Consider the following 17,181-nt stretch of genomic DNA (forward strand, 5'->3'; position numbering starts at 1 on the left):
TATAGGTCAAAATCAATTTCTAGATCAGATAGCATTTACTGCTTACTTAGCTTGTGTATTTATGGGCTGACTTATCGAATTACTAAGCTTCAACTCATTGTTTAATGCAACCATTGTTTGAATAGCAAAAAGCCTAGAGCAAGGCTCTAGGCTTTATTGGTTTGACCTTACTTATTAAGGTCGCACTGAGATCATCTTCCTAAGACTTTATCTACGCTGTAGCGTCTGTTTTCGCAGGGTTACTTTGGTCTGTCACTTCAATGTCTTGTCTATGGTCTTGTGCCAAGAAGGTATAAACCGTTGGCAATACAAACAATGTAAACAAGGTACCAATTGACATACCGACGGTGATCACCAAACCAATGGCAAAACGACTTTCTGCGCCAGCGCCAACAGCAACTAACAAAGGTACTACACCAATGACCATGGCGGCAGTTGTCATCAATACTGGTCTGAGTCGCACTGCAGCAGCTTTAACGGCAGCTTCGCGTTTACTGTAACCATTTTCAGCTTGAAGTTGGTTAGCAAACTCAACAATCAAGATCCCGTGCTTACTGATGAGGCCGATTAAGGTAACCAGACCGACCTCAGTATAGATATTTAAGGTATCAAGACCTAAGTACAATGGGATCATGGCACCAAAAATAGACAGTGGCACACTGGTCAATACGACAAGTGGGTCACGAAAACTTTCAAACTGCGCCGCTAATACTAAGTAAATAATAATAATAGCTAAGAAGAATGTCGCTATTAGTGATGAACCTTCTTCTAAGAACTGACGCAGCTGCCCAGAAGCATCGGTGCTATACGACTTAGGTAATATTTGCTCTGCAGCTTCAGCCATCACGGTATAGGCTTCACCAATACTGACTCCAGGCATCATTTTAGCTTCAATCATCGCGCTGTTTAGTTGCTGGAACTGATCAACCGCTGATGGTTGAACACTCTTGGTAATGGTGACTAATGACGCTAATGGCACCATCTGTTCATTTGCTGATTTGACGTAGTACTGCGTTAAGTCTTTTGCAATTCGGCGGTCATCTTGTGGTACTTGAGTAATGACCTGATAGCTGCGTTCGTTCAAGGCAAAGTAGTTGACGAAACCTTCACTTAAATAACGTGATAACACTAAACCAATTTGTTGCGTATCAACATTCATTAATGCGGCTTTGTCGCGATCAATACTGACCTCAATCTGTGGCTTACTAAAGTCTAAATCATTCTGAACATAGATGAACTTTCCGCTCTTGATTGCGTAATCTTTCATTTTTTCAGCGTACTTATAAAGATCTTTATAGGTACCCGTCGGTGTTTTTAAGATCATTTGAAACGGCAAACCTTGCGCTGTACCCGGTAAATCTGGTGGCGAGAAAGTATAAACTTGCAGGCCTGGAATGGTCTTAATGTCACTTTGGAAACGGGTCATGATATCTTTGGCTGAGGCATCACGCTCACTCCAGTCTTTGAGTACTGCAAGGCCAAAGAATGTTTGGTCATTTTGGTAACCATTCACCATCATATCCATATCTTTTTCTGGATACGTATCAACAAGCTGCGTTAATGGTTGGGTAAAGTGGTTCAAGTAATTGGTATTAGAGGTTGTTGGACCTTTACCCATCATGATCATCACGCCTTGATCTTCCTGTGGCGCAAGCTCTGAAGCGGTATGAGTAAACATAAATACCAATGCTATCAAAATGGTTGCGGCAAATGGCCATACCAACTTACGGTTATCGATGACGACATTCAGCATTCGAGTGTAATGTTGAGTGACAACTTCAATAACGCCATCAATCTTTTTAACCAGCTTTCCTTCAAGCGTCTTTTGCGATAATACTTTTGAACACATCATCGGCGTTAAAGTCAGTGCTAAAAATCCTGAGATAAGCACGGCACCTACAAGGGTAAATGCAAACTCGGTAAACAACTTACCGGTCAAGCCGCCCATGAAACCAATTGGGGCATACACTGCAGCCAAGGTAATTGTCATAGCGAATACTGGGCCTGCTATTTCACGGGCACTAATAATGGCTGCTTTGACAGGGTCTGTACCATCTTCCAAGTGACGGAAGGTGTTTTCAACCACAACAATGGCATCATCAACAACCAATGAAATGGCTAATACCATTGCCAATAGCGTTAAAATGTTAATACTAAAGCCCATCGCGAGCATAAAAAACATCGAGCCAATAAGAGATAGTGGGATCGTCACCAATGGGATCATCATTGCACGCATTGAACCTAGGAATGCGAAGATGACAATAACCACGATAAGCGCGGCTTCCATCAGTGTTTTTGCCACCTCATCTATCGAAGTCTGAATATATTTGGTTGAGTCATAAACGACATCCGCTTTCATTCCAGCTGGCAAACTATCAATAATACTCGGTAAAACAGTATAAACATCGGCAGCCACAGTCAGTGGATTTGAGTTTGATGTGTTGCTTATGGCAGTTAGCACGGCTGGCTTACCATTAAAGTTAACCACTGAATCATAACTATTGGCACCTAGCTCTACTGTTGCAACATCTTCCATATGGATCAGGCGACCATCACTCGCTTTTAATGCTATGTGCTTAAATTCAGCGACAGACGATGCGTCAGTATGCGCATTAATATCGACTTCTATAAACTGGTCTTTCACTTTACCTGCAGCACTTACCGCATTGTTGCCTTTAATAGCATTCTGTACATCAGCAGCTGTGATCCCAAAGGCAGCCATTTTGGTTGGATTTAACCAAATTCGCATCGCAAAATCACGCTGACCTAGGATATCTGTTTTTGATACGCCACTGACGGTTGAGATAGTCGGCTTAACGACACGGCTAATGTAATCAGAGATCTGCTCGGTCGCTAATGTGTCACTGGAAAATGACAAATAAAGGATCGGTGATTGTGACGTCGATTTTAAAATACTAGGATCTAACACTCCTGCAGGCAGACGGTACTTAACTTGTTGTACCAATGACAGTATCTCTGTTAGTGCTTTATCTGACGGGTAATCTAGTTTTAAATATACTGTGATAAGTGATTTGCCCAAGCTACTGTCTGAAGTCATATAGTCAATACCTGCCGTTTGCGCTATTTGCGCTTGCAAGGGTTGAGTTACATAACCTTGAACACTGGACGCACTGGCTCCTGGATATTGAGTGGTAATGGTAATAACACCCGTTTCTAGCTCTGGGTATTGTCTTACTTGCATCATGCCAAAGGCTTTAAGGCCTAACACCAACAACATGAGGCTGAGTACTGTTGCCAGAACAGGACGTTTAATAAATATATCGGTAAAGTTCATCTGATTATTTCTCGCCTTGGCTAGCTGCTTTTGAAACAGTTTGAGTAAATGGACGGCTGTTGTTTACTAGTACCTGCGCTCCATCTTTTAAAGACTGTGTATTGGATGTAATGACTTGTTCTCCGGCTTTTAGTCCTGATGTCACACCGACTAGACCGTTTCGTTCGCCACCGGTTGTTACTGATCGTCGCTCAACCTTGTATTCAAATAATTTATCATTCTCTTTACTGACGATTTTCGAGCCCGCTTTTAATACATATACCGCATCACCATAAAGTGAATAAGTCACCGCGATATTGGGTACTGGGATGACAGCTATCTCAATTGCAGTATCAATACTGGCTTCGATATACATACCTGAGATAAATGAAACCTTCTTGGTATTCTCGCTCTGATCTACTTTTGCACGGATATCCAAGTTATGTGATTGGCTATCGACTGAAGGTTGGATAGCCGAAATGCGAGCCACGAAATTCTGACCTTTATAGGTATCGGTGGTGAAGGTCACTGTTTGACCCAAAGCAACATTGGCGAGCTGTATTTCAGGTATTGAAAAGTCGATATATTGCTCGTCCAAATTTTGTAGCTCGACCACGGTCGTTCCTGGCTGAATAAAGTCTCCTTTATTCACTTGTCTAATGCCGACTCGGCCAGAGAATGGTGCTTTAACCTGCATAAAATCTATTTGCGTTTTAATATATTCGACGTCTGCTTGGCTTGTTGCTAGCGTTGCTGCAGCAGTATCAACGGAATCTTGCGATGTGCTGTGAGTTTTTAGTAGTTTTAATTGACGCTTATATTCTATTTGCGATAATTTTAAATTAGCAATGCTTGTTTTTGCATTAGCTTGTAATAGTCGGTCGTCTAATTGAAGTAACACGCTACCTTGCTTTACTATATCGCCAGAGCTAAAGGATATACTGCGTATTTGCCCTGATAGTTGCGGAGTAATATTAACTTGTTGGTCAGCTGTAATATGACCTACTGCAGCAATAGTTTGCTTCCAGTCATTACTTTTTACAGTAAAAGAGGTTGCCGCAGCTGGAGCTGGCTTGTAGGCTGCTAGTTTAGTTTTAATCATATGTTGTTTAAATGAGTTAAAACCAAATACAACAACAATAATAGTGAGCATAGATGCTGTACTGATAAGGGTAGCTTTCTTAGACATTTTGTTCTCGCTTATATAAAGGGTGTCGATAACACATCTATAGTTCAATAGACTCATAACTTGACGCTAGGTTAACGTTGTTATCAGATAAAGAAATAAGCAAAAAATAACGGTTTCATAAACGATATATTGAATGATTATTGGCAATGTGAAATCTATCTAAAGAAAAACGTTACTGGATCAAATTAATGATGGTGACACCAGTTTAAATCCATTCTTTACAATGGCTTGATATATAAATTTCAAGTTTTATGTATTGTTTATACTTGCTTGATGTATCGTACGTTCAATAGCCTAAAATTCTTCCTAAGCTAACAAGGGTTAGTTATTCACTTTTAGGAACTACCATGAAGACACTTATTAATAACGCTAGTATTATTAGTCACAAATCTATCCGTGCAGCATCAATTGTTATGCTCGCTTTCGTCTCTTTATCTTCATCAGCTGCAAGTGTCGATAACAACAAACATGATATCAGTATATTTAATAAAGAGATGGATCAGCTTGAACAAGTAGAAATCAATGGCAATATTTACGTAGCTACCGTTTCTAATTCTTTTGAAGACATTACCGAAACTATCGAATACATGTCTGAATATACATTAATCAAGAGGGTGACTGATAGAAAAGCAGTTGAAATGGGACTGTACGAAACTAAGTCTTATTATATTTACAGTGTTAATGGATTGAAAGGCTTAACCGACAATGTTGAAAAGCATCTGAATGATAATGAGCCCGCTTACTTTTCAACAACACTGTTAAAAGGTGATAAATACTATAATGGTTTTAGTGAGTACATAGCCAAAGTGACTGAATATAGTCTTTAACTCGTATAGTCATTGTTATCTCTTCAGCGTAATTGAATTTAATTACAACTTGCTCATTTAAATTTAAGTGGAATATTTTATGAAAAAGACCATCGTGCTTACCTTATTACTTGTTTCTTTTAGCTCATCTAGTTTTGCATCATGTCGCTGGGTCAATGGTAGTCGTTATTGTGGCAACAGCAACACCGTTGTGGTTAATAAACACCATAGCGTAGTGGTAACGCCAGGTTATCAAGCCAATCCATGGGCCGCCTTTGGCGCCGTAGTCGGTGCTGCTATTATTATTGACGCTGCAACAGGGCAACCCAAAGTTGAGGGCAAACAGTCCATTGTAGTTGAAACTAAGTTGATTGAAGCGGGCAAGGTGGATGTCGTTGATAAAGGCAACGAAGTGGTCTTTATCAAAGGTATTGGTTAGCAAATAACGCTATAGAGTCTTACTCTGTGTATTGAGTCCCCTAAGCTGGTTCAGTTCTATATGAAGTAGCGCAGGGGTTAGGCTAGGTTGTTGATATTTCCTCAAAACAGCCTAATATAATCCTATAGAGAGAATACGTTAGGACGCTTAATGGTAAAGCAAAGTTATAGGATCGATAATTGGTTTTTTATTCCTCATGAAAACAAACTTATCCTCGATGAGCAGGAGATCTTAATCGATAACCGCTTATCAAATTTATTGCTTTTTCTGTGTCATCACCCTAAAACCACTCTTAGTCGTGACGAAATAATCAATCACGTCTGGAAAGGTTCAATTCTTACTGATCAAGTGATCACTCAAGCCATATTCGAATTACGAAAAATACTTAAAACGAATAACCTCCATCTTCAGGGCTATATCATTACAGTACCGAAAAGAGGTTATAAGCTCGATATTGACGTCGAAACTATTTCTGCGCCATTTAAGCCATTATTAGCATTACAAGAGACAGCAAGCGGTACAACGACGGGATCTGTAGCCTCAGATGCTGTTGCGACGGCTTTGCCATTGCAAGCAGCATCAATTGAAGCTGAAACAAACGACGCAATAGCAACGCAGATGAAGCTTGGTAAAGATAAAAAATTTGAGTTTAGACTGTCAACCATTGTCGCCTCTGTCGGGGGCGTTATTGGATTAACTGCTGCTTTGGTTTTTTATCTTAGCCCGTCAATGGTTAAGCCTGTGCCTACTCAGACAAGTCAATATATTGCGTTAGAGCCACGATTTATTCAGGCATCAATCGATAATCAACTTGTAAATGCTAACTTGCAGAACGGTATTATATTTAAGGTCATTGAATACCTTAAATATAATGTTAATTATCGTGTTTCCTTTAACGCTCAAGATGAAGCGATGGCGGCAAAAGTGGTGTCTTTTATCGTCACTAATGAAAATGGAATTGACTATGTTAACGTCGAATATCTTAATAAAATCTCCAATTATCAGCATTTAGATAGAAAGTACCCTATCAGTGAAAATCATTTAAAACACAGTATTAAGGTTATGTTAGACGATATTTTAGATGCATTTAATATCGATATTGCTAATGCGGATATTGACCAAGTGCTGGCTGCAATGCCCAATGATCCACAAGCATTAGCTTACTCGCTAGAAGCCATTGGCGCATTGCATAGTTCGAAAAATCAGTTTGATTCCGTTTTAATTTTGCAAAAAGCACTGGATATTGAACCTAGTAATCACTATTTGATATCGATGAGTTATATCTACCAAATGACGATAGCCTACCTTGATAAGTCTAACTTAGCACTCGATGAAATAAAGGCCCTTAATAATGAGTTTGAGCTGGTTATTGCTGATCTAATCGCAGAGCCTGCTTCTTTTAAAGTATACGAAGCACTGGCGTTACACGCACTTTCAAAAGACTTACCGATTGAAGCAGTGCAGTACCTGAATAAAATCCCCCACACTCATAACACCATAATGACCTTTATTTTGCGGGCAAAATTATCTGAATCTTTTGGCAACCCAGCCTCAGCAGAAGAGTTCTATTATCAAGCTTTGCATGAATCTGGTACCCCTAGAGTTTTAGATTTTGCTGAAAGTCTATTATTTTACAGTGACTTGAGTAAAATGAAGAGCAAAATAAATAGCACTTTAACAACAGATCTAACTGATTAAAGCTATTAGGTTATAACAATGCAGTGCTTTTTACCGGGTAGGGATGACATTTACGGCGCTAACGTTTAGCAATGCCATTCCTAAGTACTGCCTCTTATTTTCTAGTTTATTCACTATCAATCAAAGTCTCATAGTTTTAATTTGTTACTCGGTTATTTTACGATTGGCTCGATTATCAATCGTGCCGTTGATTGGACAACATATGCTAACGGCCAATCAATGGGCTCACTTAGCCGTTAAGTTTTCCTGTTGCTTGCTCACGCTGCGTGCTCATAAGTCATACTCTTGTCGTTATATCTCGACCTAGCATCTCAGATGGACTTCTCTTTTTGCTACAGCATTTTATTTTTAGGTGCTTTGTTTGGCTAAGCCAGTGGTTTTCAATTTTTAATGGTACTTTTCCGATTAACGGCCAGATTATGTCAGATTAAACATTGACCTATGTGAATTTTGTGCGATGTTTAATAGGGAGTTTGATAAGGTCAGTCATAACAATGTATTTAGGGAGTTTTTAGCGTGCTTGAGCGCAAAATTAATAAGCATAATAACTTTTACTACATGACCGCAGCGCTGGTTGTGCTTTTATTGAGTGCATCGCTTGTACGTACTGTTGCTGATGGAATGCTTGAGTCTATTCTGGAAGGTATTATCGGGGTCACTTTCTTAGTGTGTGTCGTTAGCCTGGGTGTTGATAAAAGTTGGAAACACTTTATGCAAACGCTGATTGTGGTTTGGGTTGCCGCCATATTGGTTAAAAGGTTTGTCGTTGTTCCTCATCTAGATTTGCTCATGCTAGTGCTTATGTTTGCCTTTTTTTGGGGCACGTTTAGCTCTATTTCAAAGCAAATATTATTCTCTGGTTCAGTCGATACCAATAAAGTTGTTGGTTCGATTGCACTATTTTTACTGCTTGGTCTACAGTGGGCTTTGATCTATTTACTCGTATTAGCTTTTTCACCTGATGCTTTTACGGGGGTTGAACAGATACCTTGGGGGCAAAATTTTTCTAAAATGGCCTACTTTAGTTTTGTAACATTAACCACTTTAGGCTATGGCGATATTAGCCCCAATACGCCTTTCGCTCAGGTAGTGGTTTATATGGAGGCAATTGCCGGTGTGTTTTATATGGCAATTGTTGTTGCGAGTTTAGTGAGTGCTGGATTGGCTCAAAAAGAGACAGAACAGGAACCTTAATATGGAAAACCCGATGCAGCATAATCAAAGTAAATTGTTCGTTAGCAACATGATGGAATCCGCTATCCGTATAGGCTTGCTATTTATCTTGATAGTGTGGACTTACGATATTATAAAACCATTTGTTATCCCTGTGCTTTGGGGGGCGATTATCGCAGTGGCATTGATGCCTTTGACAAACAAATTAGAAAAAGCACTTAAAGGACGACGTGGTCTAGCGGCAACCATACTAGCTTTAGCTGGAATCACTTTGCTTATAGCGCCGTTTGTGATTGTTTCTAGTTCATTGATTGACGGAATAAGTCATACAATTAATGTGTTGCAGTCTGGAGAGATTAAGATCCCTGGCCCCACTCAGAGGGTTGCTGATATCCCCTTAATTGGTGATAAGTTATATGATGCATGGGCGCTATTTTCGACAAACCTTGAAAAAGCCGTTATTCATTTTCTACCTCAAATTAAATCAACTGTTGGCACCATGGCGGGAGTATTAGGCAGTGGAGTCGGCACACTGGTGATGTCTGTGATCTCCTTAGCGATAGCGGGCGGCTTTATGGCCCATGCTGAAAAATCAGCTGCTGCAGTAAGCACCGTTGCTGTAAAAGTTGTTGGCAAACATGGTGAGGAGTGGACCAGTTTAACCGCTGCGACGATTCGGAGCGTGTTGCTAGGCGTTGTGGGGGTTGCATTTATACAAGCGGTACTGATTGGCTCTGCGTTATTCACTTTTAGTATTCCTGCAGCAGGTTTATTTACTTTTATTATCTTTATTCTTGGAATTGCACAGCTTCCGCCGTTATTGGTGGTGTTACCGTTAATTTTTTATGTCTTTTCAACTCAAGACTCTACACCTGCAACCATATTTACCGTTTGGGTGCTCATCGCGGGTGTGTCTGACAGCTTTTTGAAGCCGATGTTGATGGGACGTGGAGTTGATGTGCCTATGCCCGTTATTTTAATTGGCGCTATTGGAGGCATGATCAGCGCAGGTATTATCGGACTATTCCTCGGGGCGGTTGTATTGGCTATTTGGTATGAATTGTTTATTACCTGGCTTAACACTGAAGATGGTCGTGTCAAAGCAACAGTACCGGATAATGACGATGTGAATAAACCTTTGGTGAGTGCAGCACCTCATAATGCTACAGATGAATAACGCTTACTTTTAGGCACATGATGCAACAAAAAAAGCCCGTGTAATACGGGCTTTTTTAATTCCAAATCGTGTCTTAGCTTTAACTAAAGCGGGCGGAGCTTGGTTATTTTTTGATCCATTTGCCGCGCGTATTTTGAATGTATTGACCTTTTTTAGTCGCTTTAATGGCTTTTTCCGCCGCGAGTTTAGCAACATCATTCACAGAAATACTGTTCTTTTTGGCTATTTTTTGATAGTGAGACTTACGCTTGGCGTTAATTGAACTGACCAAGGTTTTAGCATCAGAGGTCTCTTTTACAAGCCCTAAGTAACCATTTGTTTGCTCACCTACGAATCCCTGTGCTTTTGCATCTTGCAGCGAAATAGCCAAGGCATTGAAGCTAAGTAATAGGCTAGCAAACAGTACTAATATTTTAGATTTCATTGATTACTCCTTTTTATCCTTAGGTTAAAAAAGTTCATCATCGGCGAGTAACTCATCGAGTTCTTTGTCGATTTTAATTTTAATTTCATGTTCTATTTTGACATTGAGATTAATGACGATGGGTTTATCTGGAGGCTCAATTTTAACCGTAGGACTGCAGCCGACTAAGGCATAGGTTGCAATGAGTATGCTCAGAGTCGATTTAGGGATATTAAATATCTTCAATGACTTATCCTTACTTCATAATAAAAGGGTAGAGTAAATAATCCTTGGCTTGATGTCATCTAGATTAAACAGATTTACCTTTTACGCCAATCGTTTTATTGCTGTATTGAATTTTCAATCTGGTTTTGCAAATTATTACCAATTTGCAAACTTTTAAGTAACTGTAACATGTTCTCTTCTTGAGAATAGTTCAAGTGGATAGGGCGTTCAATGCCGCGGCTTTGGCCTTTGACATTAACTTTAAGTATGGCATTGCCCAGAGAGTCCATATCAAAACTGCTGGATAACTCTGAATAAGCTAAGTGTTCTAATGCTGAAAAGGCGAATTCAAGATAGGGCTGACTCAAGCGCATTTGATCAACAGCAGGGTTGCCACTGACCGCGATGAGTCCACCGGGCGCTCTCGCTGCTATCTGCCCTCCAGCGATGGCAGCGTGGCCGTTTTCAAGCGTGACAGGCAGTACAGCATCAAAAATACCATCAGCGTAAACACCAACCTGAGGTTGAACCGCGAGTAGTTCCTCAAGATCAATATGTTGTAAAACAAAATAAGCAGATGAAGGCTGCTTTAAATTCAATTGAAATTGGGGAATAAGTAACTGACCATTAAGTAAGTCCCCCTTCGCCGTGAGGCTGATAGATGCCTGTTTAATACCGAGTAGCTCAGCAGGTAAAGCCAGCTTATGTTGGCTACTACTGTTTGACTCTGCTGTAGGCTGGTTGGAATCAGTGCTAAAAGAGACGGCCGCTTTTGCCTCAATGTCTGTCATTAACACGCCTGGATTGAAAGCCAGTAATGACAGTTTTATATCATCACAACTAAAGCTGCTAGTGCTGTTTTTGGCTTGAACTTGTTGCCAGTCATATTGACAATGGGTCTTCATATTACCGCCTTCGAAGGGTAAATTCGCGAAGCTGCCTTCAATATCGGTAACATTGGGTTCTAGGGTCAGAGCGAAGCTGGTGTCTTTGTTGCTGTTTAATCGGTAATGCATGTTTAGCGCTGCATTTCCGTTAAGGTCAATTGATTCAGGTAATGAATTACTCTGGCTAAAAAAGGCAATAATAGGTTCAAAATCACTATTAAATTGCCAATCCCCCTCTAATTGGAACTGGCTAAGAGTGCTCTTTAATGGAAGATAATGGTGTTGACTCGACAGATCTAAGCCATTTATCAGCCAAGTCTCATCGGTACTGAGTTGGCCAGAATCCAGATCAAGTTGCTGGCTTAGTTCAACTTGCTTTAAATGCAATAACGTTTGTTTTGTTAGTGGGCGTGCTTTTTTTATCTTAGCTGATTTTTTTGATTTCAACGCTAGAGCCGATTTATCTAGTACTAGGTTTTCTATCGATAAGTGAAGTTGGTTGATCTGTTTCTGCCGCATTAATTGGGTGATAAAAGGGTGTGAGTTGTTCGAGTCCAACGACAAAGAGATTGGCGCATTTAGCGCTATGTCTATTGTGTCGATAAACAGTTGATAATGAGTTTGCTGTTCATCATTATTTTTTTGGCTTAGTTCAGCGCTGTTAACGTGGTAATGCAATGTCGGTATGGAAATGTGGGTTTGTCCGTTTGCAAAACGGTATTCAGCAGCAGAATCCCACAATAACTGGGTTTCAGCAATATTCGCCGTGAGCAAGGGATCATGCTGATTATCAAGATTAACGTTGTTCGGCGAGAGGGTTATCCCTTGAGTTAGCTGAGAAGCTTGAGGTAGGACGCTGACTTTATATGCCGACTTGCCCTGTTTTTTCATCGCTGAAAATTGCCCCTGTAGCGCAAGGGAAGCATTGTCGATTGCAACTTTGTAAGGTAACTTTGCTAACGTTGGCCACAGCGTATTAATGGTTATATTTTGTTGATGGCTCGCCTGTAGTTGCCACCCAAAAGCCAATTGATAGTCACCCTGCTGCGCTGTGGGAGTATTTGCTAATGTGGATTGTGATTCGTAGTCAATATCTTGAAAAAGAGCCACAGCGGCTAGTTTGGTATTTTCAATCGCAACTGACAACGTAGGCAACGATAAAGCCTTATCGTTAAGCTGGTAAACCAGCGGCGATGCCACTTTGATGCGTAATACAGGGCCTATTTTAGACGGACTTGTACCACTATTTGATGACAAGACTTGATATAGATGAGCCAGTGCGGCCTCTAGAGGAGCATCATCAAGGTGGTTTAATAAACTGGCTAGCTGATGGGGAACTGCACTTTTATGACTTGTCGACAAGAGTTGCTTGTTCAATGCTATCGGTAACTCAAAAGGCTGCAAGGTCAGTTGCAAATCGGCAAGGTGCCCGTCGATGTTGAATGCCAGTTGCCCCCGTTGTTTTAACGGTGCTCGCGACATGATTTTTTTGGCAGAGAGAGCATGATGACTGTCGTTTACCATTAGAGTTGGAGTAAGTTGTAACCCGGCTAACGCATTCAGTCTTATTTGTAGCTGACTTAACCGATGCTTTGATTGTAACTGCCCCGATTTTATTGCCAATGTGATGGTTGAATCTAACGTTGCATTGAGTTCAATTCGCTGCGCTTGAATTGCGGTTTGCAGGGCATATAAGGGGGCAAGTAAGCTGGTGTCTTGTTGGGTGTCAGTATTCGCATCAGCATTGGTATCACTAAATGATGGAAATAAAGCAGTTTCAGCGGCACGAAGATCAGCGCTAAATACCTGTAGTTGAGTCAAATCGAGACGCGTTGTGGCGCGCCACTCCGAAGATGATAGTTGTGCTTTCAGAGCAAGAACTGAATGCTGGTTATGACTAATTTCACTGCTAAAATGACCATTTTGATCAAGCGTCAGGTGTTCTAAAGCCATATTGAGTTTAGCGGCTGTAACTCCTTTGATAGTGAACTGTGTTTGTCCTATTCGTATTTCGGGCAAGGCTGTAAAGTCGAGCGCCATTGTGGGCCCTGAGTCATTATTGGGTGTTGCTGAATGACGTAACACGCCTGGGTCTAGTTGTACCTTGAGGCTTTTGGCTGAAAGCGAGCGTAAATCGGCAACGCTTAATGCCCAAAAGGCAGCGTCTTGCCCAAGGACAATATCCAGCTCTGTAATCTCAATATTGCTATTATTGACCGTCAAGGAAACAAATGGCACTTGCCAATGCGTGAATGTCAGCGGCTTAACGCTAAGTTGTTCAATTTGCATTTGGTAAGGTTGTAAAAAATGATTAGCCAGCTTGATAGTTAAGCGCTGATAATTCCAGCCGACATAGAGTGCCGTCATTAAGGTTGCGCTTAATACAATACCGAATGATATCGACAATAAGCGACGGGCTGTTTGGCTAAATGTCTTTGGTACCGACTGTTGCACTCGTTACACTCTCTAAGCTTACTCACGTTTATCTATATTAACGCTAATTGCGGCTATATTTAGTGGGCTGATTCTAGCATCTTATACCAATTATATTAAGTATTTGACCCATTCAGAGCGCCTCAGACTTTTCAATTTATGCCACTGCAAAGCAGAAGTGCTAAGCAATTGCATCTATCGACTGCTAAGGCTACGTCTAGCGCTTATTGTCATTTGCAGTCTTTATTAGGTTCGCGAGTTTGTTTTCATTGGCAATACCATGGGAAGTACTGCGCAATATTGGTTTTGGAGTTAGGTTATTTGCTTATTAATGGCACTGTTACATTCTATTGATTTAAAGCCGCAGTCGATCTGCTTGAAGACCAAAACAACCTAAAAACGCGGGGGGAGAGTATGTTGAAGTGGCTTAAGTATCGATTGACGAACCTACATAAACTTGAGGACCAAAGTGCTATGTAGGTTCACTCCGTTAATGCTATTTCCAGCGAATATGGGTCGTTAATGTATGACTTTCATTTGGGGCTAAAGTGACTTTATCGTCAAGTACATTTGCAGCCTCCAGGCAGACCATTGTTAAGTAATCATCATCATTAAATCGAGATAAACGCTGAGATTTATCAATCCAAGGGTTCCACAATACTGCACTTTTACTGTTTTCACGGCTGACTTCGATGACGCCATCAACAGTATGTAACGCTTGTGTGCTGCCCAGTTCGGTATAAACACGGTCTGTTTCGCGAGTGAAATCGACATGATCTTGTGCTTGAGGGAACGGGCCCTTAGCAAACTCTATGTAGTTAGCACCCTCAAACCCAGTGGCTTTTAATTGATGAATATCTTCAATAGGAAAATAGCTGTGCAAAGCTTGGGTTAAGCTCACATCATAATCAGCATGATTAATATTAGTAATACTTATTGAGAGTGTCTCATTAAGCCTAAATGACATCTCTACACTGGTGTTATGTGGCCAAAATTCTCTATCGTTGTCAGTCAGAGGTAAGCTGAGTTTTATCTCTACGGCATCTTCATCCATTTTGACCGAATCTAATGTCCAAATTTGAGTGCGCGCGAAACCATGTTGTGGAAAACCCGGCGTTGAACTCATGCCGAACCAAGGCCAACACACTGGCACTCCACCACGAATACCCATTCCTGGTTGATAATCATCAGCAGTTGATACCCATAAAAGAGGCTTTTTACCAGCAGGTTCAAAGTAGTCAATCTGCGCGCCTTGGAGAAAGATCCGCGCCTTGCAATGAGGGGTATTTATATCGACATATTCTAGACCGTTGGCGTGTTTTTTAGTGGTGACAAAACCCATGGAGACATGTCCTTTCAGAGAGTTAACGGGATAGATGATTTAGCTTAACCCGTTTTTACAAGTGAGATAAGGGCTATTTAAAGTGATTTTACGGTAACGCTGTTCTGATAAATAAACAAAGCAAAAATAATGCTGAGTTTTTGCTCAAATTTAGATAAGGTGGTCGGAGCACTGACCATAAAGACAATAATTAAAGGGATGACGCAATGCCAATTTATCAAGCACCATTACGTGACTATCAGTTTGTACTTAATGAATTGCTCGACATTTATAACCAAAAGGATTTAGCGGGTTTTGATGAGTTTGATCCAGAACTTATTGAAGCGGTATTGCAAGGTGTTGCTGATTTTACTACCGACATTATGTTGCCACTTAATGGTTCTGGAGATGTCGAAGGCTGTAAATTAGTCGATGGTAAAGTCGTTACCCCGAAAGGGTTTATCGATGCTTATCAGCAATATGTTGATAATGGTTGGGCTACACTGACTTGCGATCCTGAATATGGCGGTCAAGGGTTGCCTGAAGTCGTGGGTATATTTGCAACCGAGATGAAAACGGCCACTAATATGGCGTTTGCCATGTATCCAGGCCTTACGCATGGTGCCTACGCTGCTATTCATGTTCATGGAAGTGATAGCTTAAAGCGCAAGTATCTGGACAAGCTTGTCAGTGGTGAGTGGACTGGCACCATGAACCTGACAGAGTCTCATGCTGGTACCGATTTGGCATTACTGCGCACCAAAGCGATTCCCGCGGGAGAAGGTACGTTTGCCATTACGGGAGAGAAAATATTCATCTCCTCTGGCGATCATGACTTAACAGATAATATTATTCATTTAGTGTTGGCTAAATTACCTGATGCGCCTGAAGGTGTGAAGGGGATTTCGTTGTTTGCGGTGCCTAAAATATGGGTCAATGACGATGGCAGTTTCGGCGAGCCCAATACTTTATGTGCTGCGAGTCTTGAACATAAGATGGGGATCCATGGTAACTCGACTTGCGTGATGAACTTTGACGGTGCTATCGGTGAACTGGTCGGTGAACCGCATCAAGGTCTTCGTGCGATGTTTACTATGATGAACCAAGCAAGATTGGGTGTGGGTCTTCAAGGTCTTGGCGTCTCTGAAATTGCTTATCAAAATGCGTTAGCTTATGCCAAAGACCGTCTTCAAGGTCGCGCATTAAGTGGCGTAAAGCACAAGGAGTTGGCTGCTGATCCTATTCTGGTTCATGGTGATGTGCGTCGTATGCTGCTATCGCAAAAATCATTTAATGAAGGTGCCCGCGCACTGATGGGACAGCAAGCGCTTTGGCTTGATGAGGCAGAGCGTCACAGTGACCCACTACAAAGGAAGAAATCTTCTAAATTAGCGGCTTTATTCACACCGATTGTAAAAGGTTTTGTAACCGATCAAGGCTTTAAGGCCTGTGTTGATGCACAGCAAGTGTTTGGAGGGCATGGCTATATCCATGAGTGGGGCATGGAGCAGTATGTGCGTGATATTCGTATCTCAATGATTTACGAAGGTACCAATGGGGTACAAGCGCTTGATCTTGTTGGCCGAAAAATCATGTCTGATAAAGGGGCTGCATTAACATTATGGTCTGAAGAGGTTAAGGTGTTTATCAAAGCTAATCTTGGTAATGAAGCGATGAAACCACTGGTTTCAAGTTTGATGCTCGCGGCGGCAGATCTTGAAAAAGCCACGGCAATCATTGCCACTGAAGCGGCTGCAAAACCCGATGTGATAGGGGCGGCGTCATTTGCCTATATGCAACTATTGGGCATAACTTCTTTAGCATGGATGTGGGCTAGAACGGCTGAAAAATCCTTAGCTGGCTTAGATAGCGCGAGTGAAGATACGGCATTTTATCAAAATAAGGTGAAAACAGCCCAGTTTTATATGGCCTATTGGGTTCCGCAAACACGCAGCTTAGTGAAGCAGATTGAGTCTGCAAGTCAGATTATTTGTGAGTTCGATGAAGCTGACTTCTAGGCAACAAAGATAGCAAGCCAAAAGGTCAATGAGAAACCTATTACGCCGACGTAATAGGTTTTTTTATGCCCGTTTAATTAGATGGTCTGCTTTACTGGAGGCATTTTAGGTTAGTATAGCCAGCTATTCGCGACATGT

12 protein-coding genes are annotated in these 17,181 nt (G+C 41.2%); 6 read left to right on the forward strand and 6 right to left on the reverse strand.

Annotated elements, in window-relative coordinates:
* Window positions 1-211 precede the first annotated feature (211 nt).
* On the reverse strand, window positions 212-3,295 hold the full coding sequence (locus CXF86_RS21745; protein WP_102040008.1) for an efflux RND transporter permease subunit: 3,084 nt from the start codon (window positions 3,293-3,295) through the stop codon (window positions 212-214).
* Between the two features lie 4 nt (window positions 3,296-3,299).
* Window positions 3,300-4,463: an efflux RND transporter periplasmic adaptor subunit gene (locus CXF86_RS21750; protein WP_180961135.1), complete on the reverse strand. Its 1,164-nt coding sequence runs from the start codon at window positions 4,461-4,463 to the stop codon at window positions 3,300-3,302.
* 347 nt (window positions 4,464-4,810) lie between these two features.
* Between CXF86_RS21750 and CXF86_RS21755 the strand changes: the two genes are divergently transcribed.
* The 5 genes from CXF86_RS21755 (at window position 4,811) to CXF86_RS21775 (ending at window position 9,756) form a co-directional block, all read left to right on the forward strand.
* Entirely contained in the window at window positions 4,811-5,290 is a 480-nt protein-coding gene (locus tag CXF86_RS21755; protein ID WP_102040010.1) for a hypothetical protein, read from the forward strand.
* A 79-nt stretch (window positions 5,291-5,369) separates the two neighbouring features.
* Window positions 5,370-5,708, forward strand: a complete 339-nt coding sequence (locus tag CXF86_RS21760) for a hypothetical protein (protein ID WP_102040011.1) — start codon at window positions 5,370-5,372, stop codon at window positions 5,706-5,708.
* Window positions 5,709-5,858: 150 nt separating this feature from the next.
* Window positions 5,859-7,406, forward strand: a complete 1,548-nt coding sequence (locus CXF86_RS21765; RefSeq protein ID WP_102040012.1) for a winged helix-turn-helix domain-containing protein — start codon at window positions 5,859-5,861, stop codon at window positions 7,404-7,406.
* 516 nt (window positions 7,407-7,922) lie between these two features.
* Window positions 7,923-8,600, forward strand: coding sequence for a potassium channel family protein (locus CXF86_RS21770; protein ID WP_232775117.1), 678 nt, complete (start codon window positions 7,923-7,925; stop codon window positions 8,598-8,600).
* 1 nt (window position 8,601) lies between these two features.
* The gene (locus tag CXF86_RS21775; protein ID WP_101091171.1) at window positions 8,602-9,756 is read left to right on the forward strand and encodes an AI-2E family transporter; all 1,155 of its coding nucleotides are present in this window, start codon (window positions 8,602-8,604) and stop codon (window positions 9,754-9,756) included.
* Window positions 9,757-9,859: 103 nt separating this feature from the next.
* Here the strand turns inward: CXF86_RS21775 and CXF86_RS21780 are convergent, their stop codons facing one another.
* The 4 genes from CXF86_RS21780 to CXF86_RS21795 form a co-directional block, all read right to left on the reverse strand.
* A complete protein-coding gene (locus CXF86_RS21780; protein ID WP_101091169.1) occupies window positions 9,860-10,180 on the reverse strand; it encodes a YdbL family probable chaperone protein in 321 nt (106 codons plus the stop codon).
* Between the two features lie 24 nt (window positions 10,181-10,204).
* The gene (locus CXF86_RS21785) at window positions 10,205-10,405 is read right to left on the reverse strand and encodes a YnbE family lipoprotein (protein WP_101091168.1); all 201 of its coding nucleotides are present in this window, start codon (window positions 10,403-10,405) and stop codon (window positions 10,205-10,207) included.
* Window positions 10,406-10,500: 95 nt separating this feature from the next.
* Window positions 10,501-13,725: an intermembrane phospholipid transport YdbH family protein gene (locus tag CXF86_RS21790; protein WP_102040013.1), complete on the reverse strand. Its 3,225-nt coding sequence runs from the start codon at window positions 13,723-13,725 to the stop codon at window positions 10,501-10,503.
* Window positions 13,726-14,200: 475 nt separating this feature from the next.
* Window positions 14,201-15,046: a D-hexose-6-phosphate mutarotase gene (locus CXF86_RS21795; RefSeq protein ID WP_102040014.1), complete on the reverse strand. Its 846-nt coding sequence runs from the start codon at window positions 15,044-15,046 to the stop codon at window positions 14,201-14,203.
* A 206-nt stretch (window positions 15,047-15,252) separates the two neighbouring features.
* Here CXF86_RS21795 and CXF86_RS21800 point away from each other — a divergent pair, with 206 nt between their 5' ends.
* Window positions 15,253-17,043 (forward strand): acyl-CoA dehydrogenase C-terminal domain-containing protein, encoded by a 1,791-nt coding sequence (locus CXF86_RS21800; RefSeq protein ID WP_102040015.1) that lies wholly within the window; start codon window positions 15,253-15,255, stop codon window positions 17,041-17,043.
* Window positions 17,044-17,181 lie beyond the last annotated feature (138 nt).

It is taken from the genome of Shewanella sp. GutCb (assembly GCF_002836135.1).
GTDB lineage: Bacteria > Pseudomonadota > Gammaproteobacteria > Enterobacterales > Shewanellaceae > Shewanella.